This window comes from Asanoa sp. NPDC049475 (genome assembly GCF_040676915.1).
In the GTDB taxonomy this organism is placed as follows: Bacteria; Actinomycetota; Actinomycetes; order Mycobacteriales; family Micromonosporaceae; genus Asanoa.
Window position 1 is genome coordinate 420,427 of record NZ_JBFAPY010000006.1, and the last position, 25,176, is coordinate 445,602.

Below are 25,176 nucleotides of genomic sequence, written 5' to 3' on the forward strand. Positions count from 1 at the left end.
CAGCCCCACCTTTGAAGATCAACCCCGGCACCGCGCGGCGGATCGCCGTCGTGATCGCGCTCACCGCCGCGGCGGTCGCGTTCATCTGGGTGTACGCGGCCCGCCGCGACTTCTTCGACCTGCGCATCTACGTGAGCGCGCTGCGCTGGTGGGCCGACGGCCAGCCGCTCTACGACTACGCCCAGCCGGACCGCGTCCAGGGTGAGCTGTACTTCACCTATCCACCGTTCGCGGCGCTGCTGCTCCGGCCGTTCGCTCTCGTGCCGGTCGGGTTCACGATCGGGTTCTTCTGCGTCTTCACCGTTCTCGCGGTGGCCGTGGCCGCCTGGTGGCTGACCGCGCCGGTGGCCGACCGCCGTGGCCTGCCGCGCTGGCTGCTCGCCGGCCTGCTGTTCCCCGTCGCGCTGGCGGTCGAGCCGAGCCGCGAGACGTACTTCTTCGGCCAGATCAACATGCTGCTCGTGCTGCTGATCCTGGCCGACCTCTGCTACGCCGTGCCCCGCAAGTGGTTCTGGGCCGGCGCCGGGGTCGGCCTGGCCACCGCGATCAAGCTGTTCCCGGGCATCTTCATCCTGTATTTCCTGGTCACCCGCCGCTGGCGGGAAGCGGCGGTCTCGGCCGGCACCGCCGTCGTGGCCACCCTGCTGGCTTTCGCCGTCGCTCCCCACGACTCGTGGCAGTTCTGGACGTCCTCCTTGTTCTCGACCGAGCGGGTCGGACGCACGGACTACACGGGCAACCAGTCTTTGCAGGGTTTGCTGGCCAGGTTGGTCGCACCCGAGCAGCCCGCGAAGGTCTGGTGGCTGCTGCTCGCCCTGGCGGTCACCGGGTTCGGCATGTGGCGGGCGGCCCGGGCGTTCCGGGCCGGGGACGATCTGTCCGGGCTGACGCTGACCGGCCTGGTCGGCGCGCTGGTCAGCCCGATCACGTGGCCGCACCACGTGTTCTGGTTCGTGCCGGCGCTGGTCGTCCTGATCGACTCGGGGCGGCGGCGGGACCTGGCGCTGGCGGGCGGAACCCTGGCGGTCGCCCTCTACGGGGTGAACACCTTCATCGACTGGGGCGTCGCCCCGGACCCGACACGCACCGTGGGCGACTTCCTGCTCCGGAACCTGTACGTCCTGGCCGCGCTCGCGCTGGTCGCGCTGCTGCCGGCCCGCCCGACGACGGCTCCGGATCCTCCCAGAATCGGACAGAACTAGTCAGTCGTCACTGGAAGGGTTAAACTGGCATTAACGGATCAAGTTCTCCAGTTGCACCGTTCCCCCGGTGAGAGCGTCCCTTCGCGTCGGCAGCGCGAAGGGACGCTCTGTATTTCCCGGGGTTTCTCAGCTCGCCTGGTCGGTCGGGCGGGTGTTCGGCGCCTTGGCCGGCCGGCGGCGGGCGGCAGTGGGGCGCTTGGCAGCGAGCGCGGCGACCGCGGTGTGGGCGGGTCCGGCGTCGGTCGCGTCGGACGCGGGCAGCCCAGCGGCGGTCTTGCGCCGCCTCGGCTTCGTGGTTCCCCCGAAAGGAGTACCCGCCGGTTCCGGCTCGGCCTCGGCGACCGCGGCCCCGGGCGAAGGAGCTTGGACCGCGCCGGTTGCTTCGACCGCGGCCTCGACTGCCGGCCCGGCCGCGGGCTCGGCCTCCTGCTTGCGCCGCGGGGTCCGGGTGGTGGCCTTGGCCGGCTTGGCCGCTGTTTCGGTGGCGGCGGCGTTCTTCGCGCGGGTCGTGCGGCGGGCGGGCTTGGCGGCTGCCTCCGGCGCGGGGTCGCCGGCCGTCCCGACCAGGGCACCGGTCCCGACCGGCGCACCGGCGGAGGCCGCACCGGGCTCGGCGTCCACCTGGTCCGCGTCGGAGCCGGTCGACTCGATGACCTCCGTGCCGACCGTGGTCGGCACCGGGCCGCGCTTCCTGGCCTTCGTCGGCCTGGCCGCCTTCGGCCCGACGGCGACCGGCGTCGCGGCCTGGGCCGCGATCATCTCGCCGGCCGCACCGGGCGCCGCCGCGCCTGCGTCGCCGCCGGGCGACTCGACAACCGGCGACCCAGCCGTTGCCGGCTGCTTCGCTGAGGCATTGGCCGCCGAGGGCTTGGCTGATGCGCCGCCCGCGAGCTCGGCCTCGGTCAGCAGGGCCGGCGCGGTGGTCGCGGTGCGGCGCGGCTTGCGCTTCGCCGGCTTGGCCGCGGCGAGGGCGGTCCCCGACAGCTCACCATCGACCGACGCGTCACCCGACCCCGGCGCGCCGGCAGTCGATCCGGCAGCGGCCGTCGTCGGCTCGACCGACGCTTCACCCGAAGCCGGCGCCCCGGCGAGCGATCCCGCAGCGGCCGTCGCCGGCTCGACCGACGCGTCACCCGAAGCCGGCGCCCCGGCAGGCGATCCCGCAGCGGCCGTCGCCGGCTCGACCGACGCGTCACCCGAAGCCGGCGCCTCGGCAGGCGATCCCGCAGCGGTGGTCGTGAGCTCGACCGATGCGTCATCCGCCGATCCCGGGGCCGACGGCGCTTCGGCCGCATTCGCCGCCGGGTCGGCCGAGGCCGGCGCGTCGGTGGTCGATTCGGCGGCGATCGGCTGCGCCTCGGCCAGGTTCGCCGCGGTCGAGGACGGCGTCGTGGTCTCCGCTTCCGCGGTCTGGGGACTGGCCGCGTCCCGGGGTTGCGGTGCCGACTTCGTGCGGGTGCGGGTCGCGACGACCGGGCGGTCCGGGCTTTCGCCCGTCGGCTCCGTCGCCGTGTCGACGAAGACGACCGGGCGCTTCTTCGTGGCCGTGCGCGAACCGCGCTTGCCGGCCGGACGCTCGGTGCCGTCCGCCTTGACCGAGCGCAGGTGCGCCACACCCGGAGTCGGCGAGGCCTCGGCCGCCTCGGCACGGGGTGCCGGGGTCCGCGGCCCCGACTCGGTGTCCGCCTGTGTGGACCGGGTCGTCGGGATCGCGGTGGCCGCACCGGTCGGCGCGCCGGACGTCGGCACGGACTCGACCGAAAGCTGCGCCGCCGCCGCCGAGACGGCGGGCAGGCCCGCGAGCCGGGCCGCCTCGGCGCGCCGCCATGCGCTCGGCGGCGCGGTGTCGTCGGTGGAGGCGCCCGGACCCGGCTGCGCCGGCGGCCAGGCGGGACCGGGCGGCGGCGGCACCGGCTTGCCGGCGCCGGCGAGCGCGTCGGCCAGCGTCGCCGGGCGGCCGGGCGTGCTGTCCGAGGGCCACTCCGGCCACGAACCGTCGGCCGGGCGGGGCTCGTCGCCCGCGAGCACCGGGAGCGGTTCGGACACCTCGGCCGCGGGCAGGGCCGGCCACACCGGCGGCGGGCCGGCCGGGCCCTCGAGTCCGCCGAGGCGGGCCGAGACCTCCGGGACCTGGCTCGGGTCGACCACGAAGACCACGTCGCGCCGGCGGGCCGGCCAGGCCAGCGCGACGATTCCGCCGGCCAGCAACAATGCGCCGAGGGTGACCAGCGTCCATGTCGCCGGCGTGAGCCAGCCTGGCGTGGCCGAGGCCCGCACGTCGACGGTCAGGCCCGGCGTGGCGTCGACCCGCATGATGACCAGGCTGACCTCGCGCCCCTCGACCTCGTCGGCCGTCCATTCGAGGGTGCCGCTGCCCTGCCTGGTCCAGAACGACTGGGTGCCGGGCGCGACATCGGACGCGGCCGGGCCGGCCAGGCCTTCGGCGTCGACCGGTGCGACCCGCACCGGCAGGTCACCGCGCGCCACGGTCACGGCGTCCACTCGGGAGTAGGCCGCACCGGCCAGATACGCACGCACCGAAGCGGCGGGCGCCAGGCCGAGGAAGGTCTCACCCTGGACGGTCAACCGCATCCGGGTGTCGCCGGCGCGGACGAACGCGGCGTCCTCACGGAGCAGCGTGTCGACGTCGGGGACGACGATCGCGCGCCCGGCGGTGGATACCTGTTCCAGGGAGCCGCTGAACGCGCCACCGGCATCCCGATGTTGCATGAGTGTCCACAGTGCACCGCCGACAAGCAGCACCGGCAGTCCGATGGTCAGCAACACCAGACCGGCGACCGTGCGTACGACCCGCATCAGCGTCTCCCCCTTGATCGCGTTACCGGACAAACTGTACCCAACGTGACGATCCGAACACACGACGCAGATGGCGTGGCACGCGGACAAAGAAAAACCCGCCGGTCCAGGGACAACGCCCTGGACCGGCGGGTTCGCCGCGAAGCGGGTTACTTGGCGGACGGCCGCGCGCGCATGAACGCGAGACCTCCGAGCACCAGACCGAGCACACCGGCGATCAGACCGGCGATGCCCAGCCCGGTCGCCGTGCCCGACGACGAGTCGTCGGAAGAGGAGTCCGCGACAGCGGCAACGGTCGGGCCGGTGGTCGGAGCGGCCTCGTCCGCCGCCGCCGCCAGCTTCAGCACCGGCGCCGGGTGCTCCGGCTCCTCGCCACCCTCGACCGGCTCGTCGATCCAGCGGGAGATCTCGCCGTCCGAGTACGTCTGGAGGACCTTGAAAATCATCTGGTCCTTCTCGGGCAGCGGACCCATCGAGACCGGGAACTCCTGGAACTCGCCCGGCTTGACCCCGCCACCGGCGGCCGCCGTGAAGGTCAGCTTGCCGACCACCTCGGTCACCTGACTGCCGTGCACCGTCAGCGGCGTCGCGAGCTTGCGCTTCTCCACCGCCACCGTCCAACCCGGAACCGGCATGGTCGACACCGACGCCACAGGCGCGTCCTCGGGCAGGTTCACCTCGAGCTTGACGGTCGACGCGGTGTCGCTCTCGTTGGGCACGCGGAACGCGACCCGTCCGTACCCGCCCTGCGTTGCTTCCTTCGGGTTGACGGTGACGTGTGCGAACGCGGGCCCGGCGACGCCGAGGGCGACCACGACGGCGCCGACGCTGAGGGCGGCGGCCTTGGCCAGCCGGCTACGGATCATTGGAGAGCCTTCCTACGTGACAGGCACGGTGGCGGTCACCGTGCCCTGGTCGATGTCGGATATCCGGACGGTGAACTTGAGCTCCCACTGCCCGGGGCGGGGCAGCTGGATCGCTCCGCTGGCGTGCGTGGGCGCGAGGCCCAACAGCGGGATGTCGATGGCCTCGATGCCCGCCGAGGGCAGCGATGCCGTGCCCTTCCACTCGACGACCACCTGCGGCTGGTTGTCCTTCGTGTACGCGTACAGGTGGATGTCGTTGTTGCCCTGCTTGGCGGGATCGACCTCGACCTGCAGGTTGAGCTTCGGGCTGGTGGTGATCATGGCCGAGTAGTAGCCCGGCTGTTGCGCGCCGGCAGCCGCCGTGGCCGAGGCGGTGCGGGCCGGTGTGGTCTGCACCAGCACCGAGGTGAGCGCGAGCACGACGGCGATGCCGGCGATCTCGATCAGCACGGCGCGGCGCAACGGGCGCGGGTCGTCCGGTGCCGCCCGCTTGCGCACCTGGTTGCGGGAGAACGCGGCCACCCCGAGCACCACGGCGAAGAGCACGACCTTGGAGATGATCAGCTGCCCGTACGTCGTCGTGAACAGCGCCTTGACCGTCGACACCTCGACGAGCGCCTGGACGACGCCGGCCAGGAAGAGCGCCGTCACCGCGAGCGTCGCCCAGCGCGACCAGACCGGGAGGATCGCCTCGAGCTCCCGTGGCGCGGCCTGGCGGAACAGGAAGGCGAACAGCATGACCAGCCCACCCAGCCAGACCGCCATGCCGGCGAGGTGGGCCATGTCGACGACCACCGAGACCGCCGGCACCGGGGACGCGGCCGGGTGGCCGGAGATGGGCCAGGTAGCCAGCCCGACGACGCCGAGCACGACGAGCAACGCGCGGTCCGCCACGCCGCTGCGGCCGAGCAGCAGCGGCCGGAGCAGGAACGCCGCGGCCGCGAGCACCCCGATCCGGATCAGGTGCGCGGTGCCATAGGTGCTCCCGAGCACGTCGCGCAAGGCGGAGCCGTCGAAGTAGCCACCGCCGGTCGTGTACGGCGCCTGGAGGAACAGGTCGCCCACGGTCGACAGCGCGACCAGCCCGAGGCCGAGCCAGGCGAGTCGGCTCGGTGCGTCCCGGGACAGCCGGCGTGGCCACAGCAACGCCAGCACCATGGCCGGGCCGATCAGCAGCACGAGGCCGGCGTACCCGAGGTATTTGACGATCGGGAACGCGATCTTGAGGAAGGTGCTCTCCTCGATCGCGGGCGCGTTGCTGTCGGTCGGCGCCGCCGAGGGAGCGCCCACCGAATACGTGAAGGCGCCCGCGATCGGGTGGCTGTCCGCCGAGATCACCCGGTAGTTGACCAGGTAGGTGCCGTTGGCGCCGCCGGACTTGAGCGGGATGCGGACGGAGGCGTCCTCGAACACCGGCGCGCCGGTGTCGGCGCGCGAGCCGTCCGGCGCCACCACGTGGATCTTGTCCGGAACCTGCCGGACGGCCTCGCTGAAGGTCAGCACGACCTCGGGCGGAGCGACGGGAACGACCGAGTTGGCGGCGGGGCTGGTGCTCTCCAGCACGGCGTGCGCGCTGGCCGGTGCCGCGGGTGCGAGGAAGAGGGCCGCCCAGCCGACGACGAGCGCGGCGACGATGACGAGCCGCGAGACGACCTTGCTCACCCGCGACCTGCCGCGGCCGCGGTGGTCAGCGGGGTGTTCGACGCCGAGCCGCGGCCGAGGGCCCACAACGCCGCGGCCTGCACGACGGCGGCCAGGTGGCCGATCTCGTGCACGGCGGCGGCGCGCCCACCCGCCACGTCGACGGCGCTGGTGACGGCCAGGCAGAGCGCGAGCACGATGGCGATCGGCAACAGGGCGCGAGCGCGTTCGGGGCGCAGCGCGGCGAACGCGAAGCCGACCGCGAGCGCGACGTCGAAGCACGCCATCTCCCGGCTGGCATGCGCGCCGACCGCGCCCTCGGCGCCGAACAGCGCCGGAGCGGCCGAGACGAGCTGGGCGAGGGCGAGCACGCCGACCGCGATCCGCAGCACCTGGCGGCGACCGGCAGACTCGTCGGACTGCCCGCGCCGGTCGGCCGACACCGCCGCGAGGACGCTCACGGTCAGGTCCGGAGCAGGCGCCGGGGTGGCCTTGACCAGGCGATCCAGCCGCTGCGCGCTGGCCAGCCAGGCCTGGCACCCGGCGCAGGAGGCGGTATGCGCGTCGATCTCCCCAGCGGGGATCGACACCGCCTCCCCATCGAGGCGCGCCGACAGCGCTCCCCGGACGTGCTCGCACATCATGGTCAGGTAGTCGTTCGCGAGCAGTGATTGGTTCCCGGCAATCTCTCAGGTTGGGGTGGCGCTCGACACGACATCCGTGGCGCGACCGCGAACAGGGGTCGGGCGCGTACATTGGGTTGCCGTGATCCCCGCCCAGCGCGCGCCCGAGGCCGTGCCCGCAGCGAGCGTCGGCGTCGATCTCGACTCCGCCACCCGCTGGGCGCTCGCCGCGCGCGGCGGTGACCCGGTGGCGCAGGCCGCGTTCGTGCGGGCGACCCAGACCGAGGTCTGGCGGCTCGCCGCCGCGGTCATCGATCCGGACGCCGCGGACGACCTGACCCAGGAGACCTACCTGCGGGCGTTCCGCTCACTGCCCGACTTCGAGGGACGATCCAGCGCCCGCACCTGGCTGCTCGGCATCACCCGCCGGGTCTGCGCCGACCACCTGCGCTCGGTCGTACGCCGCCGGCGGTTGCGGTCCCGGCTGGAGGCCCACCCGGAGCCCGAGCGCTCGGTGATGGCCAGCGCCGAGCCGGACCCGGCCCAGCGCTTCGCCAGCGCGGAACTGCTGCGCCACCTGCCCGCCGACCGCCGGAGCGCATTCGTCCTCACCCAGCTCATCGGCCTCTCCTACACCGAGGCGGCCGAGGTCGAAGGCGTGCCGGTCGGCACGATCCGGTCGCGGGTCGCACGCGCCCGGGCGGAGCTCGTCGCGGTGCTCGACGAGGCGGGCGCAAGCTGAGTCCCAGCTATCAGAAAACTGGGAAAAACCTGAGCATTGGAACCTTTGCACAATACGGGGCGACTATATGAGCGTGACGACGTTGACCAGTGGCGTGACCTGGCCAGGCCTGCGGCCGTGGCTGGGCACTCTCGTGCGGCTCGGCCTGGCGGCCGTCTGGCTGTTCGCCGGCGCCGCCAAAGTGGGTGACCTCGCCGGCTCGGGGCGCGCGGTCAACGCGTACCAGGTGATGCCCTTCGAAGTTGCCAAGGTCATCGGGGCCGCCCTGCCGTTCGTCGAGATCGCCCTCGGCGTCCTGCTCGTGGTCGGTCTCGCCACCCGCGCGGCCGCCGCCATCTCGTCCGCGCTGCTCCTGGTCTTCATCGCCGGCATCTCGTCCGCGTGGGCACGCGGGCTGTCCATCGACTGCGGCTGTTTCGGTTCGGGGGGCCAACTCGCCGCGGGTCAAAGTCCCAGTTACGCGCCGGAGATCGCACGCGACATCGGTTTCCTGGTCCTGGCCGCATTCCTTCTCGTCTGGCCCCGCACTCGGTTGTCCATCGACAGGTGGCTGGAGAGCACGACATGAGCAAACGTCAGCAAGGCAAGAGCGCCGCGAAGGTCGTACGCAAGCAGCTCGCGGCCGAACGCCGCCGCAAGCGCACGATGTGGGTCTCGATCGCCGCGGTCGCCGTCCTGGTGATCGCCGGACTGATCGGGTGGGGGGTCTACCAGAGCCAGCGCTCGGACGCCGGCCCGCTGGTCGCGCCCGCGTCGGCCACCACGACCACCGGCATCACCCAGGGCAACGGCCCGGTGCAGGTGCAGCTCTACGAGGACTTCCTCTGCCCGCACTGCAAGGACTTCGAGGCCACCAGCGGCTCGGCCATCACGGACCTGGTCAACGACGGCAAGATCAAGGTCACCTACAACACGGTGGCGTACCTGGACCCGGCGTCGACCACCGAGTATTCGACCCGTTCGGCCGCGGCCGCCGCGTGCGCCTCAGACGGCGGGAAGTTCAAGGAGTACCACGACGCGCTCTATGCCCAGCAGCCCGCCGAGGGCAGCGCGGGGCTGTCCAACAGCCAGCTGATCGCGATCGGCACCGGCATGGGCCTCGACCAGGGCAGCTTCGGCCAGTGCATCGACTCGGGCCGCTACAAGCCGTGGGTGGCCTCGATCACCGACGCGGCCGCTGCGGCCGGAGTCACCGGGACGCCGACCGTCAAGGTCAACAACCAGGTGATCCCGAACCCGACGCCGGAGGCCATCGTCGCCGCCGTCAACGCGGCGTAGGGTTCTGGCCCGTGCGTGTCCTGCTGGCTTGTGTCCTCGGTCTTGGCGGCATTCTGGTATCGGCCGCTCCGGCTTGGGCTCATGGGGCGGACGCGCCGGACGGCACCGACTACCGCACGGTGGTGACCGCGGTCAGCCCGGCCACCGCGGGCCTGCGGGTCCGCGCGGTCGAGGCCGGCGCGCGGTTGGAGCTCACGAACCGCACGGGTACGACGGTCGAGGTGCTCGGCTACCAGAACGAGCCCTACCTGGAGGTACGGCCGGACGGGGTGTACGAGAACGTGCACTCCCCGGCCCTCTACCTCAACGCCACCCTGACCGGTGAGGCCACGCTGCCCCCGATGGCCGACCCGACCCTGCCGCCGTCGTGGCGCCGGGCGTCGACGGTGCCGGTGGTCCGTTGGCACGACCACCGCTCGCACTGGATGCTGTCGACCCCGCCACCGTCGGTGGCCGCCGCCCCTGACCGGCCCCAGCGGGTCCGGGATTGGGTGGTGCCGCTGCGGGTCGACGGGATCCACGCGCTCGAGGTGCGGGGGACGCTCGACTGGGTGCCGCCGCCGTCGGGTGCGGTCTGGTGGACCTGGGTGGCTCTGGCTGGACTGGCGGTGGCGTTCCTGGGACTGGTCGGCCGGCTGCGCCGGTTGGTCTCGTCCTTGACGATGCGCTCCTCCCCCGCCTCTGACGCGCCGGCCCGGTGGGTGCTGCCGGCGCTGGCTTTCGTCGCTTTCGTCGCCGGCTTGGCAGCGGTGGTCTACTCCGTCGGCAGGGAGGTCGACGCCGGCAACTCCGGCTTCGGGGCGGTGCTCGGTGGGCTGTTCGCGGGCCAGATCTGGCCGGTGCTGACCGGCCTGGCCGCGGTGGCGGCCGCTGTCTTCGCTCTTCTGCGGCGGCCGGCCGCCGACTTCGCGCTCGCGCTGGCCGGGGTGTGCGTGGCGATCTTCGCGGGGGTCAGCAACGCGGCGGCGTTCACCAACGGGGTCGTACCCGTGCCGTGGTCGGGCTTCCTGGGTCGCTTCCTGGTCGCGGTGGTCATCGCCGCGGGGGCCGGTGTGGCCGGCGCGGCCGCGCTCCGGATGCGGGCCTCGGCGGCGCACCCGCCGCTGCCGTCGGCCCGCCGACCCGCGCACGACGAGACGCCCGGGACCCCGGCGGTAGAGTCGGGCGCATGACGGAACGCCTGAGCTCCGGCGACGAGGCACCGAACTTCGCCCTGCCCACCGACACCGGCGAGACGCTCACGCTCGCCGACCTGCGCGGCAAGAAGGTGGTGCTCTACGCGTACCCGGCGGCGATGACCCCGGGTTGCACCAAGCAGGCGTGCGACTTCCGCGACTCGCTGGCTTCGCTGCAGGCCGCGGGCTACGAGGTCGTCGGCATCTCCCCGGACAAGCCAGCCAAACTGGCGAAGTTCCGCGAACACGACGCCCTCACGTTCCCGCTGGTGTCCGACGAGGACAAGAAGGTGCTGACCGCGTACGGGGCGTGGGGCGAGAAGCAGTCCTACGGCCGCACGATCACCGGCGTGATCCGCTCGACCTTCGTGATCGACGAGAAGGGCCGCATCGAACGCGCCCTGTACAACGTCAAAGCCACGGGCCACGTCGCCAAGCTGCGGCGCGACCTGGGCCTCGACTAGCAAGCCGTACGCTCGTACGCCAGAATGTCTCGGGCACCCGCGTCCGCCGCGGCGCCCAGGGGTCGTAGCCCAATTGGCAGGAGGCAAACGGTTTAGGTCCGTTTCAGTGCGGGTTCGAGTCCCGCCGACCCCACAAATCCCTGCCTAGATCCTGTCCGCTTCGCGGTCAGGATCTAGGTGGGGATTTGTCATTCCTATTCCGGGGGCGACCCCCGGAGACCCCACGGTCTGGTGGGCGCTGTTCGCGTGGGCGCGAGGTAGACCCAACGTGTCCGTTGGGTCTACCTCGCCTGCCGGCATCCTGGCCCTCGTTGCATGGATCAGAGGACGCGACCGGGGGATTATGAGCCCCGCTAGCCCTGGGTCTGGTGGAGCGGACCACCACCTCCGCCGGCTCCACATGAGCGAACGGGACATCCGTAAGGCGTTCAACGTCCTCTGCCTGAGACGCCCAAGATCTTTGGCACGCACCCGGCGTCGGCGTGCCTCGGGTGGAGCGTCCTACGGGTGAGGCCCGGCGACCGCTCGACATGCCGCCCACGCCCGAGAGCTTGGCGGATGCGCGGCACGTGGTTCGGCAGCGCCGGGCGTTATGTGCTGATGGACGTGACCGCCGCCGTCGTCAGGCGCCGCCTGGTCGTCGCCCAGACCGCCGATCCTGACGTGTAGGCCGCGCGGCGACCGCCAGATCGTCATCCTCCGGTTCGCGCGGCTTCGGTGCGATCAAGGCAGCGATCTTCGCTCTGACGCCCTCGTCGTTCGGTGGGATGATGGTGTATCCCAGGCGCTTGAGCTCCTGAATGGCGGAGCCATGATTGCGTCGCACCACTGCCGCGATCCGTTTGCGACGGTACTTTCGCCGCTCCTGGTCGACCACAGTGTCCCAACCTGCCTTTGGCTCGACCATCTTTTCGGCTACCAGGAACTCGATGATGTCCTCGAGCGACGGGCGGAAGCGGCGACCGCCCACCGGCAGGTGCAGCTTGGCCAATCGGTCCTTAGCGCCTACTTCGCGCAGGTAACTCTCAAGCGCTTCATGCCGGCCGTATACCTGGACATGAGCCTCGGTGTACTTGGCCTTGCCGCGTTCGAAGTCATAGTGAAGGACTGGCTCTGCCTCGGCACCAAGATAGATGCCAACGTAGGAAGTCCGTACGGTAGGGAACAGCCCTTCGTCTGTGTCGAGCATGAGCTTGCAGCTCACATCGATCCAGATTGGGTCCCGCGCCAGCGATCGCAGCGGGACCGGCGCTGACTGAAGCGTGATCTTGTCCAGCTTGGTCCCGACAGTCGCGCCGTCTGGCTCAACGACCACACCAACCTTGGCGTAATCGCAAACAGTCCGGTTAAGTAGATCTTGCAGCAGCTGGCTGAAGGGTCGGGCATGAGCCCCGAAGTCAGGGGCGCTCGCCACCGATGGCAATCCACAGCTTGAGGGCGGCGAGGGAGCTGAAGTCTCGACGCTGCGCTTGGTCGGCGAGCTGGTCGTATGTCAATCGCAGGTGGTCTAGCGCGCGCTGCACAGTGGCCTTGTACTCGGTTGAGTTCATCTCTGTGACGTCAACGCTGGAGCCGGACATGTGAGTAGCCGCGGTAGTCATGTTGCCTTCCAGGTTGGGGTGTTGCCTGGTTGGTCGTTACCGATCGTAGAGGTGTGGTACGACATCCTGCTACCCCCTGCTACCTCCACCTATGCTCAAGGTAACGAACGGAGGGCGACAAGCGTCGCGGGATGTTCCAAGAGCCGGCCGCTCTGGCTGGGTTAGCGGTGCAGTGTGCCGGTGCGCACGCCGTCAGTGAAGGCGGCGAAGCAGGTGATCGTGCGTTCACCCAGGTCCCAGGAACGCTGCTCGGGGTAGAGGACGCCGACGTCGACCGTTTCGTCGCTGACGAAGGCGGGCGCCCATTTGGTCAGCTCCTCCGCGCACTCGTCCTCCTGGATGTCGACCAGGTCGTCGTCCGTCGGGAAGGGCCGCAGGCCGTCGAGTTGGACGATGCCGATGACCTCGGCCTCGTGCGGCTTCGCGCAGTCGATGGCCGTGACGTTGAGCACCGAGTCCCCGTCCGGAAGCTCCTTGACGCATTGGCCCAGGCGCAACGAGTCCGCCGCCTTCCGGTACTCGTCGCGGTGCAGGCTCCGCTGGTCGATGTGGTTCAGCACCCCGAAGCAGCCGACCGCGGCGATGGCCAGCGAGACCACCACCGCCACTTGCATGATGCGGCGGCGGCGTCGATTTGCCAGCAACTGGGGATGGATCTCGGTCACGGCCGGAAGGCTAGAAGATCATCGCGGGATGACCTGGACCCGGGGGTCGACCGGTGGTGCACAGCCGGTGCAGCACGGCCAGGGATCGGCCGGTCAATCCCGGCCGGCCGGGCCAGGCGGTGCCGTCGCGCAGCAGCGCCGCGAAATCCTCCTCGGCCTGTGCGCTGTCGTGGTCGAACATCAGGCACGCCTCGGCCAGGACGGTCCGCCACGGCAGCCGTAGCCCCGCGTCGTCCCGGCCGCTGCGGGCCAGGTGGCCGGGCAGCCCCTCGTAGTGGACACGCATCTGCCAGCCCGCCCACCGCTCGGCCAGCCGCGCCGACGCAAGCCGTCCGCTGCGACCACGCCACGCCGCGATCGTCCGGCTCGCGACATCGACGAAGACCCCTTCGCCGACGTACTGCTCGCCGGGCACGGCCGCCGTCGGTAGATCGCGCAGCATCGTCAGCAGCTTCGGGCCGGTCGCCAGCACGGCCGGCAGTGACATCCCACCGATGTAGTCGCGGACGGTCCCCTCGACGTCGCGCACGCTGACTGTCGTCAGCCCATATCCACGCAGGTGTAGCAGGGTCGTGAACGGGTCGACCTCGGCCACGTACTCCTCGAGGCTAAGTGGCCGGTTCAGGATGCTGCTGGGAGCGGTCACCCGAGCGAACAGGTCCGTGGTGGTGAGCTCGTTCAGCGGCCCGTCGGGGTTGAGCAGGGCAGGCCGGCCCTCGAAGACGTCGACGTACCCGCGGTTCGCGTGTTCGACGGTCCAGCCGGGCCAGTACGACCCGAGCAGTGGCAGAACGGCTCGGCGTAGGCCGACGCTGTGGTCCGCGATGCTCAGGACGCTGTACCAGCGCAACAGGCGCCGGTCGTGGTCGACCAACACGCCGCCGGAGGCCCACGCCTCGTCGAGGTGCGGCTCGGCCTGGTCGTAGTGCGGCTCGGGCTCCAGCCACGCGTCGGGGCCGGCGAACAGCGACCTCGGCAGGTCCAACGCACCCCACTTGTCGTTCCAGACCTCGTGCCGTCCCTGCCGGACGATCACGTACAGCGCCGGTTCTGACATGTGGGCTCCTACGGCGTGGCCACCACGAGGCCGCAAGCCTCCCAGCCTCCTGCATGATCGTGTGCCCGGTCCCGCTGTCGTCGACCCGCGAGTAAGCGGAGCAGGGCCCGACCTCCCCACGGAGGCCGGGCCCTTTGTCTCGGACCTGTCGATCAGGTCATGGCAGTCGGGTCAGGGCGAAGTCGTAGACCGTCGTCTGACCGTTGATGATCTGCGCCTTTCTCGTCTGGGGCACGTAGCCGTTGGCGGCCACGGTCAGTTGGACCGGAGCGTTCGAGGCCGCCATCCAGTATTCGTAGGTGCCGTCGGCGTCCGTGATCAGCGTGGTGTCGTAGGCGAGCCCGTCGAGGTGGACGACGGCTCCTTCCAGCGGCGTCCCCGCGCCCGTGACCGTGCCCGTGATCTTGCCCCACCCGGCGGGGCGCTTGACGTTGAGCGTGGCCGAGACCGACGGTTCGTCGTACGGCGTGTCGGCGCGGAGGTCGATCGTGGCCGCATAGGTGCCGGGCTGGTCGACGTTCGCCGTGATCAGGGACTTCACCTGGACGGCAGCGCCCGGCTGGAGAGTCACCGTTCCCGGCTGCACGTCGAGCCACCCGACACCTCCGCCACCGGCGGCCGCGCCGGAGACGTTCATCACCAGGTGCATGCCGGCGAAGTCGATGTCGGCCGTGTCGGTCGGCTCCGTGAGGCTGCAGGCGGTCGACGCGATGTAGCTGGGCGCCGTCTGGCCCTCGTCGTTGGAGCCGATGAAGAACCAGCCGCCCGCCGGCACGTCGACCTCGACCACGAGGGTGCCGCCCGCCGGGACGGATCCTTCGACCGGGACCGTGACGATCGTGCCGTCCGAGTCCGCGGCGGCCGTGACGGCCGTAGTGCCGATACGCGTCATGTTCGCATAGCGGAGGTCGCCCGCGAGCGAGTACAGGTTGACCGAGAGCGGCTGGGCCGAGGTCGTCGTCTCGACACCGAACTGCACCTGGGAGACGTCGAACGACCCGGTGATGCCGAAGTCGCTCAGCTTGAACGTACGCAGGTATTTGTTGTCCTGCGTCTGGAGACCGTTGTTGCACGAGGCCGAGTTCCCGGTCGTGATCGTCTGCGCCGCCGAGTGGGTGATGGTCTGGTCCGCGAGCGGGATTGCTGCCGCCTTCGGAGTGATCGACGCACCCAGCTTGGCGCCCGACCTCGACAGCTTCGCCTTGGACGTGCCGAGCGAGCTTCCCGAGGGCTTCGTCGACCTGGCGACAGTCGCCGGGCCCTCGACGCCCTTGATCACCGCGGTGCCGGCCGCCGTCGAGCCGAGCGGCACGAACGAGCCGCCGCTGGCGCCGACGTTGACCTCGACCGGGGCTGAGCCCGTGTTCGACACCTGGAAGGTCCGGGTGACCGACTCGCCCATTCCGAGCGTCGCCGTGATCGACTCCTTGTTGACCACGATCCGGCCGGCGTTGAGCTGCAGGCTTCGGGTGAGCACCTGACCCTCCTCGGTCAGGTTCGCCACCCGCGTCGCGCTCTCGTAGCCGTCGGCCTCGATCAGGAGGTCGTAAGTTCCGAGAAGCAGGCTCAGCGAGTACGCGCCGTCGACGCCCGTGGTCGCGACGCGCACGGCACCGTCCGCCCGGTTGGTGGCGGTGACCGTGGCGCCCTCGATCGGCTCCTTGGTGTTGAAGTCGCGGATCACTCCGCTGACGGTTCCGAGGGCCGGAGGGTCGTAGGTGATCGTCAGACCCTGGTGGGTCGCGACGGTGTTGAGCGAGTACTGAAGTGCGACCGAGCCGGCCTCGTTCTCGATGCCGATCGTGGCCGAGTCGCCCTGGGTGCGCTCGTCCGCGGCGCCCGGACCGTAGCCCGTGATGATCCTGCCGTCGGACAGGAGGGTCGCCGAGAACGAGAGGCGGGTGTCGCTCGAGTTGAGCGGGAACACGTCACGCCACTCGATCGTGAAGGCCTCCTTGCCGCCCACCGTGGTCGCACCGGTGTACAGGCCCGACTGCGTGTCCATCACCAGGTCGTCCCAGAAGGGGTAGACAGCCGCGTTGGGCACGGCCGTGCTGGGGATGGCGCCGTTGTTGTAGACCGTGTTCGCGGCGAGGAAGTTCAGGTACCCGTTGCTCGACACGTACGCCTTGTCGTACTTCCCGTAGTAGAACTGGAAGTTGAACGGCAAGGGCACCGTCGCGCTCTCGTCGTCACCGGAGAGCGGTGCCTTGGTGGTTCCCCGCAGGTACGCGCCCTCGGAGACCGCGCAGGTGTAGCCGAACGCGTCCACCTTGGGGGCGAGTGCGACGGGCACCGTCTCGTCGCCGTCTACCACGACCTCGCGCGAGAACGGGGCGTTGCAACTTCCCGCCGTGGCCGCGAGCTCGTACGTGCCTTCCGGGACCGACGGGAACGAGAACGCGCCGTCGGCACCCGTCGTGACAGGCTCGATCTGCGACGCGATCGTGACAGTCGCACCCCCGACCGGCGCGCCGGCGGATGTGACGGTCCCCGACACCTTGTGCGACGGCGCCGCATCGAGCGTCAGGTTGACCGTCGTGGTCACGTCCTCGGTGATGGTCGCTGTCGCCGACTCGGTCAGGTAGCCGAACGCGGTGGCCGAGACCTCGTAGTCGCCCACGGGCAGGCTGGCGGAGTAGGTGCCGTCCGCGCCCGTGAGGACGGTGCGGTCCGAATCGTCGCCGTCGGCCACGACACGGGCACCCGCGACCGGGGCACCCTCGGTGTCCGTCACGGTGCCCGTGAGAGTGCCGACGCCGGTGGTCGGCGCGGCTGCGACCAGCGCCGCGGCGTCGAGCTTGCCCTCGCCCCACACGTTGTTGTCACCCGCGGTGCCGCCGCAGCTCGTGTCCGAGGTGTCCGCCGCGGTCCGGTCGAGCAGCGCCCTGGTGCCGTCGACGTCGCGGTACATCGCCGGCGAGGCACTCCACAGCAGCGCGATGGCGCCCGCCAGGTGGGGCGTGGCCATCGAGGTGCCCGAGGCGTTGCCGTAGCCGCCAGGAACCGACGAGCGCACGTTCACGCCCGGAGCCGCGATGTTCGGCTTGAGCTCGTTGTCCCGCCCCGGACCACGGGACGAGAAGCTCGCGATGTTGCCGTTGACGTCGTACGCGCCGGCGGCGTACGTGTGCGTGAACTCCCCCGGGAAGCGGGTGGTCGAGCAGGACGGACCCTCGTTGCCGGCCGCCCACGCGCCGAAGATGCCCGAGGCGTTCCATGCCTGGGTCTCGGCGCTCATCCAGTCCTCGGGAAGGTCGACACCCGACGGGATGCCCCAGGAGTTGTTGATGATGTCGGGACGCATCGCCGGGTCCGCGTCGCTCCCGTCCATGCGGGTCGGGGCGAGGAACCACTGTGCGTCGGCCAGGTAGTCGTCGAACGAGCATCCGTCGTTGTCGATGCAGTTCACGGCGATCCACTTCGCGCCCGGCGCGACGCCGATCTGGTTGGCCCCGTCCTGGCCCACCATCGTGCCCGTGGTGTGCGTGCCGTGCTCACCGGCGCTGGGGCAAGGGGCCCCGCCGCAGGTGTCGGGGATGTCGAACCAGTTGTAGTCGTTGCTGAGCGAGCCGTCCGGGTTCGTGCCGCGGTACTTCGAGCGCAGCGCCGGGTGCGTCACGTCGACGCCGGTGTCGAAGCTCGCGACGGTGATCCCCTCGCCGGTGACCCCGCTGTCCCAGACCTCTGGCGCGTTGATCGCGCCGATCCCCCACTCCACGGCGGCCGTCACCTTGGGACCGGCCGGCTTGGACGACACCGGCTTGGTTTCCGCCATCTCGAACTGCTGGTGGATGCCGGCGACGGTGCTGAACGCGGCGACGCTCTGCGCCAGGTCGAGGGTGCCGTCCTCGACGTAGATCGAGTTGTTGATCCAAAAGCTCTCGTAGTCGGCGCCCGCGGCCGTGAGCCGGGCGATCACCTCGGATTGCGACTGCTTCGCGGTGGCGCGCAGCGCGTCGTACACGTACTTCCCGCGCTTGTCGCTGTCAGCGATCTTGTAGGCCGGCGCAAGGTCCGCCTTCGCGGCGAACTTGATCCAGAAGTCCGCGCTCTTGTTCGCTTTGAGCTGCTTCGTCGCTTCGGCGGTGATCTTCGCCGACGCCTGCGTCCCGGTTGCGGCGCCGCCTCCGTCCGGCGCCGCGCCGTACGTCGTCTGTGCGGTGGCCGGTCCCGCTCCGGCGACCACCATGGCGAGTGCGGTCGCCGCGATGGTGAGCGCCGAGCGCAATCTCCCTCGAGCCACCCTGGGTGGCCCCTCGTTCGCGAACATGCAGGGTCCTTTCTCGAAATCGGCGACACAGGGCAGCCCGGCGACCCGGCGCTCCCCAAATTGCCTGATGTGGACCGGGCGGCCAGCTCACAGTCGCTGGTAGCCGCCGTCGTAGTCGTCGTTGATGGACGCCTGGTCACTACAGCCGGTCCGGCGCTCGGCGGCCGGGGCCATACCGATGGGAGGCTCCCCAACCTCACCCGGTGTTGCCGGCTTCACTGCGAGGTCGCGAGTGGACACTTGCGGTCGTCCGCGTTGCCCCTGCGACACGTGCAGCGAAGAAAGTATCTAAGTCTGTGGATGGCGCTGCATATTCGAAGAACTACCTAGTGGTTTCGTCGACGACTCGCCCACCCCGCTAGGGATATGTGCCACTAGGACCGCTATCGGCCCGGAGCGCGCCCTGTGTTCCTTGTCATACATAGATGAAAGGCATTCTGGGTCCAGGGCGTCCGACCTGCGGCTTCTCGATCATGCGCGGGCTGGTCGGACGGCAGCCCATCGGCCACGAGCGATTCGAGAGCCTTGACCCAGACACCGTATATATTCAGATTAATGAGATGAGCACAAGATCCAGTAGCGGTGTCGGGGGCGGGCAACTGGCAGGTGCGTCGGCGGTTCGGGCGCCGCGTTTCACGGGTCGCGACCACGAGGTGGCCGCCATCGCACAGGCGCTCGCGGGGCCGCCGGCGGCAGTGCTGATCGAGGGCGAAGCGGGGATGGGCAAGAGCCGACTGGTGCGGGAACTGCTCACCAGCACGACGCCTCCCCGGTCGGGGCGCGTACTCGTAGGGACGTGTCCGCCGTTCCAGCAGCCGTTCACTCTCGGCCCAGTGGTGGAGGCGCTGATCAGCACGGTCGACCGGGTCGACGACTTGGGTCTGAGCCCGTTGGGTGGTGCGTTGCGGCCACTGTTCCCGGAGTGGACGGCCGACCTGCCACCGGCTCCGGAGCCGTTGACCGAACCGACGGCGGCGCGACACCGGTTGTTCCGGGCGGTGGCCGAGGTGCTGGACCGGTTGGACTTGCGAGTCCTGGTGCTGGAGGACGTGCACTGGGCGGACGAAGCGACGCTGGAGTTCCTCTTGTTCCTGACCGCGCGCCGCGCACCGAAGCCGAGTCTGGTGTTGACATACCGGTCGGAAGATGTGCCGGCCGACTCGTCCCTGCGTTGGTTGGCCAGCCGGTTGCCCGAGGGAATGGCCCGGCTCCGGGTGCAGTTGGCCCCGTTGGACGTGGTGGAAACGGAACGGCTGATCTCGTCCATGTTGGACGATGAACCGGTCTCCACGGCGTTCGCGACGTTCCTGTGGGAACACACCGACGGGCTGCCGCTCGCCATCGAGGAGTCGGTGCGGCTGCTGTGTGACCGGGCGGACCTGGTGACCCAGGACGGCGAGTGGGTGCGGCGAGCGCTGGAGGACATCGCGGTGCCGCCCAGTGTGCGGGATGCGGTGTTGGAACGCGTGGACCGGTTGACCGCGCCGGCCCAGGCCGTGTTGCGGGCGGCCGCGGTGCTTGGCGATCCGGCCGAGGAGACCGTCGTGCTGGCCGTGTGCGACCTGCCGCACAGCCAGCGCCCGCAGGCGGTTGTCGAGGCGCTGGGCAGCCGGCTGCTGCAGGATGACGGGCTTGGACGACTGTCCTTCCGGCACGCCCTGGCTTGCCGGGCGGTGTACGAGTCGATCCCGATCCGGAAACGTCGCAAGGAGCACCTGCGCGCCGGCCAGGTGCTGAAGCGCCTGTCGCGGCCGCCGGTCGTCCAACTGCAGCGGCATTTCCGGGAGGCAGGTGCGGTCGGCGAATGGTGCCGCTACGCCGAGCAGGCCGCCGATCTCGCCATGTCCTCCGGTGACCCGCGGACCGTCGCGGGCATGCTCCACGAGGTGCTGACCCGCGTCGACCTGCCGGCCGCCACGGTGGTTCGGTTGATGGGCAAGATGCCTGTCCTGATGGTCTGGGTCGACCAAGAGCTCCTGCACGACCTGGTCGAGGTGCTGCGCCGACTGCGCGATGATCCTGCCCTCACCTCCACCGAGCGCGGTCTGGTCGGTTGGCAGTTGGGACGGATGCTGCTGCACACCGGCGAGGTCGCCGCAGCTTGCGTCGCGCTGGAGCGAGCCATCCCGGACCTCGCCGAGCGGCCGTTGGACGACCTGCAGGCGACGATCATGCTCAGCTGGCTGAGCACCACCCACGGTTCGGCCGGCGACCACCGGCGCTGGCTGGACCGGGCGGCCACCATCGTGGCCGACCCCGCCACGCCAGTACGCAACCGCCTGGCGGTGCACGCCGACCGGGCTACCATCCTTCTGGTGCTGGGCGACGACGCCGGCTGGGCCTCCGCCGCCATGTTCCCGACCGAGGGGGACACCCCGGACGAGCTGTCCCAGATCGTCCGCGGCAATGCCAACCTGGGCGAGGCGGCGATGCAGTGGGGTCGCTACGACGAGGCCCGTCATCGCATCACGCTCGCCGCCCGGCTGGCGCGGACGCACGGATACCAGCGGCTGCAGGACCAATGCCGCTCGATCAACCTACGGCTCGACTGGTTCACCGGCGCCTGGGACGGCTTGGCCGACCGTGCCATCGCACTGGCCGGGCTCGAGGACGAACCGACGATCCAGGTGGACTCACTGCTGATCACCAGTCTGCTGCAGACCGCCGCCGGCGACTGGGCGGAGGCGGAGCAGACGTTCCGATCAGCGGTCGAGGTGGGCCGTGGCGGTGGCGTGCTCATCGACCCGTCGCTGACGCCGGCCGCCGGGTTGGCCCGCCTGCACCTGTTGGCCGGCCGGGTCGACGATGCTCTTAAGTGGACCGAGAAGCCCCTGCGGATGGTCACCGAGAAGAACATCTGGCTGTACGCCACGGACCTCGCGCCGGTCCGCGTGCAGGCACTCTTGCTGGCTGGCCGGATGGACGAGGCGACCGCGCTGGTGACCGCCTACGCCCGGCACCTTGGCGACCGTCAGGCACCCGCCGGGCAGGCCGCCCTCCTGCTGTGCCGGGCCATCCTCACCGAAGGCCGCGGCGAGGCGATGCGGGCGGCTGAGCTGTACGGTCAGGCCGCCGACACCTGGCAGACGCTGCCCAGGCCGTACGATGCGCTGCTGGCCCGCAAACGCCAGGCCGGCTGTCTGCTCACCACCGCGCACCCGGACGACGGTGTGCACCTTCTGACGCAGGTCAGACAGGACCTGGCCGACCTGGGCGCGCATGGCGACGCCGAGCGGATCCAACGTGTGCTGACGGAGCACGGCCGTCGACGAAGGAGGCCGCGACGGGGTCCACAGGGCTACGGCGACGACCTCTCGCCCCGCGAGTTGGAGGTGGTCCGTCTGCTCGCCACGGGTCGGACCAACCGGGAGATCGCCAACGCGCTGGGACTCTCCACCAGAACGGTCGACGCACACGTCAACTCGGCCATGCGCAAGCGAAAGGTCAACTCCCGGACGGCGCTGGCGATGGCGGCGGCCGTCGCGGGATTCGTCGCGCTCAAGCCCGCCCACGGCACCGGACCCTGAGCAGGCGCGCCGGGACCTCCTGCGCGGAGATCCCAGCGCGCCGGTGTTTGTGGGGCTTACTTACAGGACTTGACTCCCCTCGCGTGCGCCAGGCCGAAGCCGGCCGCCGACGAGTCCATGAAGATCACCTCGCGTCCTGCCGCTGCCGTCGCGTACATCTGGGCGCCCGGGCTGCACGACGCCGGCCCGATGTACTTCCCCTGGAACGTGTATTGCTTGAGCTTCGGATTGAGCGCGTTGCCCGGGTAGCCGCCGCTCTCGAGCCAGGCCTTCACCGGCGCCTCCTCGGTGACGGTGAGGGTCGTGTCGGACAACGCGACGGTGACGGCGCGGACCGCCTGCGGCGAGTTCTCCTCGAACAGCAGGTGGCTGGTGCGCGTCGCGAAGTCGAAGAGCCGCACGGAGTCGTAGTACGCCCCCTTGGTCCACTCGCCGTCGACAATGGTGCCGTAGTCCCGGTCGGTCATCCAGGCGGTGCCGGTGTCGGACAGGTCTGGATAGCTCATCCTCTCGGCACCGGCGTCGCCGCCGGCGTAGGTCGTCCGCCCGGTCGCGAGGTCATGGACCTCGACGCCCAGCGACCACCATTGGCCGTTGGCGTCGGGCTGCGCGTAGTTCTCGTAACGGACGTAGGAGATCTTCCCACCCTTGACGCTCGGCGCCGTCGCGCTCCCGAACCAGTCCGGATGTGCGAGGGTGTGCACGGTCCGCGAGCTGCCTCGCAGGTAGCGCACGACGTCGAGGTACCCCTGCGTCGGGTCGTACTGGCTCCAGGCGACGACGTCGCCGTCGAAGCCGAGGCCGTCGATGCGTTCCGGGGAGCTGTAGAGCTCCTTGACGGGGCCGCCGCCGACCGGCGCCGACAGGATGCGGTTGGTCTCCCATGTCGGCGACTCGGGGTTCAGCCGGATCGCCAACCAGACGACCCGCTTGCCGTCGGTGTGCGGGAAACTGTGGATGCTCCCGTCGTTCGGGGAGATCCGGTGCGGCGTGCCCTTGCCGTCGGTGCGGCCCACCCAGATCGATGTCGGCTCCGTGCGGTTCGCGTCCGATCGCGGCACCGCGAACCAGCCGCCCGCCATGCTCGCCTTCATGTCGGCGTACATGCCGGTGTTGAGGCGGTCGATCAGGACGTCGGTGCCTTTGCCGTACAGGTTCGCCTTCCATTTCGCGGTGATCCCGCGCGAGTCGAATGCCGTTCGTACCACCCTGAGGACGTCCTTGCTCAGGCGGAACGACTTGGCGGAGGCGAGCACCGCTTCCCGGGCATCGACGAAGTCGGACATGGGCGTCAGGTAGTCGGTGAGGGCGCGGTAGACGATCTTGTCGGCGACCTCCTTGCCGAGCGCTTGACGCAGGTCCCAGAGCGCACCGGACACGATCGTCGAGTTGAGGTGCACGCCGCCGTCGTCCATCGATGGCGTGTCGATGAGGTGCTGGAAGTCCGCCGTGGTCGCGCCGTCGTCGAGGTCGCGCAGGGCGCACGTGGCGGGAGCCAGCGTGCGGCAGAGGTCGCCGCCGACCAGGCTGGCCTCCGGGTCGGACATCGACGTGCCCGACGCGTCGACGTCGATGGCGTTGCCGAAGTAGTCGGCGATCGCCTCGTTGAGCGCGCCCGGTTGTCCGGCGTAGACGAGGCTTGCGGTGTGCTCCACCACACCGTGCGTCATCTCATGGCCAACGACGTCCGGGTCAGCGGCCAGCGGAAGATACTCGTCGTCGCCGCTGCCGTACACCATGCGGGTGCCGTCCCAGTAGGCGTTCACCCACGGCGAGCCGCCGTACGTGATCCCCACGATCGAGTCGATCGGCATGCCCTCGTTGTCCAGGCTGTTGCGCCGGAGGTTCGCCTGGTACCACTCGAACACCTTCGCGGCGTCCCAGGCGGCGTCCACGGCTCCGGCGTCGGTCAGGTCGGCGCCGAGTTTGGTCGACGGCGACGCGAACGGCGTCAGACCCTCGGGCCACTGGCCGTCGATCAGGTCGTAGTAGTCCCGGCCCCGGGCATCCCAGGTGGTGATCGGCACCGGCTGGCCGTTCGGCTGTGTGTGGGTCTGATCCCTCATGAGGTACGAGCCGGCGTCGGACTGGACGAGCGGGAGCGACACGGTGGCGCCGTGCAGGGTGGTGCCCTGGCCGACGACGGACGCTGTGCCGTTGCTCTGCGCGTGCGGCATCGTGCCGGCCGGCGACGCGGTGGCCGTGCTGCCGGCAGCCAGGGCGGTGGCCTGCTGGGCGGAGACGAAGGACTTGATCCGGCTGAGGCTCAGCAGCGGCACCCCGTTCGTCGCGCCCACGTACACGTCGCGGACCACAGGCCGACCCGTGACAACGTCCTTGCCCTTGACGAGTACGCGCCGCGCGAGCACACCGGTGCCGGTCGGCATGACCACGAGCCCCTGGTCGGTGGCGACGAGGTCGGCGGCGGCCGCGCCGGGACGCGGACTGGAGGCCACGACCGCCGCTCCGGGGTGCAGGCTCTTGCGCACCTCCTCGACCGCTCGGGACAGAGCGACCGCGGCGGGGATCGGGGTGACGGTGGTGTCGACGTCCAGGTTCGTGAAGTAGCTGCCCGACGTTCCGGTCACCGTACGCTTGCCGGGCCTTTTCTCCGTGCGTACGACGTACTGGGCGCCGAACACGGGCAGGCCTTTGTACCTCTGGTCCAGCCGGACCGTCTCCCGTTCGCCTTCCGTCTCGACGCTCGCCGTGGTGAGCGTGCCGGCCGGATCGCCGATCTTGTAGCGGTCCTTGTGGCTCGCGAGGTGAGCTTTGGCGGCCACGTCCGGTGCGACCGTGGCGTCGACCGGGTCGGCCACCTCGTCCACGAGCGCGGGGGTGTCGGTGGCAGGCGCCACGGTGACCGGGACGGACTCCTCCGACGCCGTCGTGGGTGCCGGCGGCGGGGTCGCCGCGTTCGCGGCCTGGGCGGTGGTTCCGAGGATGGCGGCCGCCGCCAGAACGGCGACCGCGGGTAGCGCCTTGGATCTACGCAATTGTTGCTCCTGCAAGGTTGTGGACAGGCTCCAGCAACCGGCCAGTTGGTTTCCGCACCGGTTCGCCCACCTCACCTCGGTGCCGGCTGCCGCCACAAGGACGATGTTGTGCATCTGCGCAAGTGAGCAGGTCCACCGCGGCTGTCCACGGCGGACGGACTCGACAGCTTCTTACAGATCCGTAACCGCCGATTCATCGGAGCGAGAGGCACTCCGAGCATCGTCACGTCGGAGGGGTATAAGAACGTA

16 protein-coding genes and 1 tRNA gene are annotated in these 25,176 nt (G+C 70.5%); 8 read left to right on the top strand and 9 right to left on the bottom strand.

Annotated elements, in window-relative coordinates; genetic code table 11:
• Positions 1-50: 50 nt before the first annotated feature.
• Entirely contained in the window at positions 51-1,202 is a 1,152-nt protein-coding gene (locus AB0J88_RS26235) for a glycosyltransferase 87 family protein (RefSeq protein ID WP_364352075.1), read from the top strand.
• 126 nt (positions 1,203-1,328) lie between these two features.
• On the opposite strand, the gene AB0J88_RS26240 is transcribed toward AB0J88_RS26235, so the two are convergent.
• The 4 genes from AB0J88_RS26240 to AB0J88_RS26255 form a co-directional block, all read right to left on the bottom strand.
• Positions 1,329-4,019: a hypothetical protein gene (locus AB0J88_RS26240; protein WP_364738010.1), complete on the bottom strand. Its 2,691-nt coding sequence runs from the start codon at positions 4,017-4,019 to the stop codon at positions 1,329-1,331.
• Positions 4,020-4,168: 149 nt separating this feature from the next.
• Entirely contained in the window at positions 4,169-4,885 is a 717-nt protein-coding gene (locus AB0J88_RS26245; protein ID WP_364351435.1) for a YcnI family protein, read from the bottom strand.
• Positions 4,886-4,897: 12 nt separating this feature from the next.
• On the bottom strand, positions 4,898-6,547 hold the full coding sequence (locus AB0J88_RS26250; protein ID WP_364351432.1) for a copper resistance protein CopC: 1,650 nt from the start codon (positions 6,545-6,547) through the stop codon (positions 4,898-4,900).
• Positions 6,544-7,170, bottom strand: coding sequence for a zf-HC2 domain-containing protein (locus AB0J88_RS26255; protein WP_364738012.1), 627 nt, complete (start codon positions 7,168-7,170; stop codon positions 6,544-6,546). Before AB0J88_RS26255 ends, AB0J88_RS26250 begins: the two co-directional genes overlap by 4 nt.
• A gap of 121 nt (positions 7,171-7,291) precedes the next feature.
• Between AB0J88_RS26255 and AB0J88_RS26260 the strand changes: the two genes are divergently transcribed.
• The 6 genes from AB0J88_RS26260 to AB0J88_RS26285 all read left to right on the top strand — a co-directional run bounded on the left by AB0J88_RS26260 (position 7,292) and on the right by AB0J88_RS26285 (position 10,941).
• Positions 7,292-7,891, top strand: coding sequence for a sigma-70 family RNA polymerase sigma factor (locus AB0J88_RS26260; protein ID WP_364351426.1), 600 nt, complete (start codon positions 7,292-7,294; stop codon positions 7,889-7,891).
• 67 nt (positions 7,892-7,958) lie between these two features.
• Positions 7,959-8,459: a MauE/DoxX family redox-associated membrane protein gene (locus AB0J88_RS26265; RefSeq protein WP_364351423.1), complete on the top strand. Its 501-nt coding sequence runs from the start codon at positions 7,959-7,961 to the stop codon at positions 8,457-8,459.
• On the top strand, positions 8,456-9,169 hold the full coding sequence (locus AB0J88_RS26270; protein ID WP_364351420.1) for a thioredoxin domain-containing protein: 714 nt from the start codon (positions 8,456-8,458) through the stop codon (positions 9,167-9,169). The genes AB0J88_RS26265 and AB0J88_RS26270 overlap by 4 nt, the downstream gene beginning before the upstream one ends.
• Before the next feature lie 11 nt (positions 9,170-9,180).
• Positions 9,181-10,341, top strand: coding sequence for a hypothetical protein (locus tag AB0J88_RS26275; protein WP_364351417.1), 1,161 nt, complete (start codon positions 9,181-9,183; stop codon positions 10,339-10,341).
• Positions 10,338-10,808, top strand: a complete 471-nt coding sequence (bcp, locus tag AB0J88_RS26280; protein WP_364351414.1) for a thioredoxin-dependent thiol peroxidase — start codon at positions 10,338-10,340, stop codon at positions 10,806-10,808. The genes AB0J88_RS26275 and bcp overlap by 4 nt, the downstream gene beginning before the upstream one ends.
• A 58-nt stretch (positions 10,809-10,866) precedes the next feature.
• Positions 10,867-10,941: transfer RNA gene (locus tag AB0J88_RS26285), tRNA-Leu, on the top strand.
• Between the two features lie 489 nt (positions 10,942-11,430).
• Here the strand turns inward: AB0J88_RS26285 and AB0J88_RS26290 are convergent.
• The 4 genes from AB0J88_RS26290 to AB0J88_RS26305 form a co-directional block, all read right to left on the bottom strand.
• Complete coding sequence (locus AB0J88_RS26290) at positions 11,431-12,222, bottom strand: hypothetical protein (protein ID WP_364351411.1); 792 nt, start codon at positions 12,220-12,222, stop codon at positions 11,431-11,433.
• 348 nt (positions 12,223-12,570) lie between these two features.
• Entirely contained in the window at positions 12,571-13,074 is a 504-nt protein-coding gene (locus AB0J88_RS26295; protein ID WP_364351408.1) for a septum formation family protein, read from the bottom strand.
• Between the two features lie 10 nt (positions 13,075-13,084).
• Positions 13,085-14,131 carry a hypothetical protein gene (locus AB0J88_RS26300; protein ID WP_364351405.1) on the bottom strand — a complete coding sequence of 349 codons (1,047 nt, stop codon included), beginning with the start codon at positions 14,129-14,131 and terminating at the stop codon, positions 13,085-13,087.
• Between the two features lie 157 nt (positions 14,132-14,288).
• Entirely contained in the window at positions 14,289-18,404 is a 4,116-nt protein-coding gene (locus tag AB0J88_RS26305; RefSeq protein WP_364351403.1) for a carboxypeptidase regulatory-like domain-containing protein, read from the bottom strand.
• A 560-nt stretch (positions 18,405-18,964) separates the two neighbouring features.
• Here AB0J88_RS26305 and AB0J88_RS26310 point away from each other — a divergent pair.
• Entirely contained in the window at positions 18,965-21,931 is a 2,967-nt protein-coding gene (locus tag AB0J88_RS26310) for an AAA family ATPase (RefSeq protein ID WP_364351400.1), read from the top strand.
• A 56-nt stretch (positions 21,932-21,987) separates the two neighbouring features.
• Here the strand turns inward: AB0J88_RS26310 and AB0J88_RS26315 are convergent, their stop codons facing one another.
• On the bottom strand, positions 21,988-24,927 hold the full coding sequence (locus tag AB0J88_RS26315) for a M4 family metallopeptidase (protein WP_364351397.1): 2,940 nt from the start codon (positions 24,925-24,927) through the stop codon (positions 21,988-21,990).
• Between the last annotated feature and the right edge of the window lie 249 nt (positions 24,928-25,176).

What these genes read in the sequence shown, in the direction of transcription:
- AB0J88_RS26240 (WP_364738010.1), bottom strand. Translation starts at nt 4,019, where the DNA reads ATGCGGGTCGTACGCACGGTCGCCGGTCTGGTGTTGCTGACCATCGGA.
- AB0J88_RS26245 (WP_364351435.1), bottom strand. Translation starts at nt 4,885, where the DNA reads ATGATCCGTAGCCGGCTGGCCAAGGCCGCCGCCCTCAGCGTCGGCGCC.
- AB0J88_RS26255 (WP_364738012.1), bottom strand. Translation starts at nt 7,170, where the DNA reads ATGATGTGCGAGCACGTCCGGGGAGCGCTGTCGGCGCGCCTCGATGGG.
- AB0J88_RS26265 (WP_364351423.1), top strand. Translation starts at nt 7,959, where the DNA reads ATGAGCGTGACGACGTTGACCAGTGGCGTGACCTGGCCAGGCCTGCGG.
- AB0J88_RS26270 (WP_364351420.1), top strand. Translation starts at nt 8,456, where the DNA reads ATGAGCAAACGTCAGCAAGGCAAGAGCGCCGCGAAGGTCGTACGCAAG.
- bcp (WP_364351414.1), top strand. Translation starts at nt 10,338, where the DNA reads ATGACGGAACGCCTGAGCTCCGGCGACGAGGCACCGAACTTCGCCCTG.
- AB0J88_RS26300 (WP_364351405.1), bottom strand. Translation starts at nt 14,131, where the DNA reads ATGTCAGAACCGGCGCTGTACGTGATCGTCCGGCAGGGACGGCACGAG.
- AB0J88_RS26305 (WP_364351403.1), bottom strand. Translation starts at nt 18,404, where the DNA reads ATGTTCGCGAACGAGGGGCCACCCAGGGTGGCTCGAGGGAGATTGCGC.
- AB0J88_RS26310 (WP_364351400.1), top strand. Translation starts at nt 18,965, where the DNA reads ATGAGCACAAGATCCAGTAGCGGTGTCGGGGGCGGGCAACTGGCAGGT.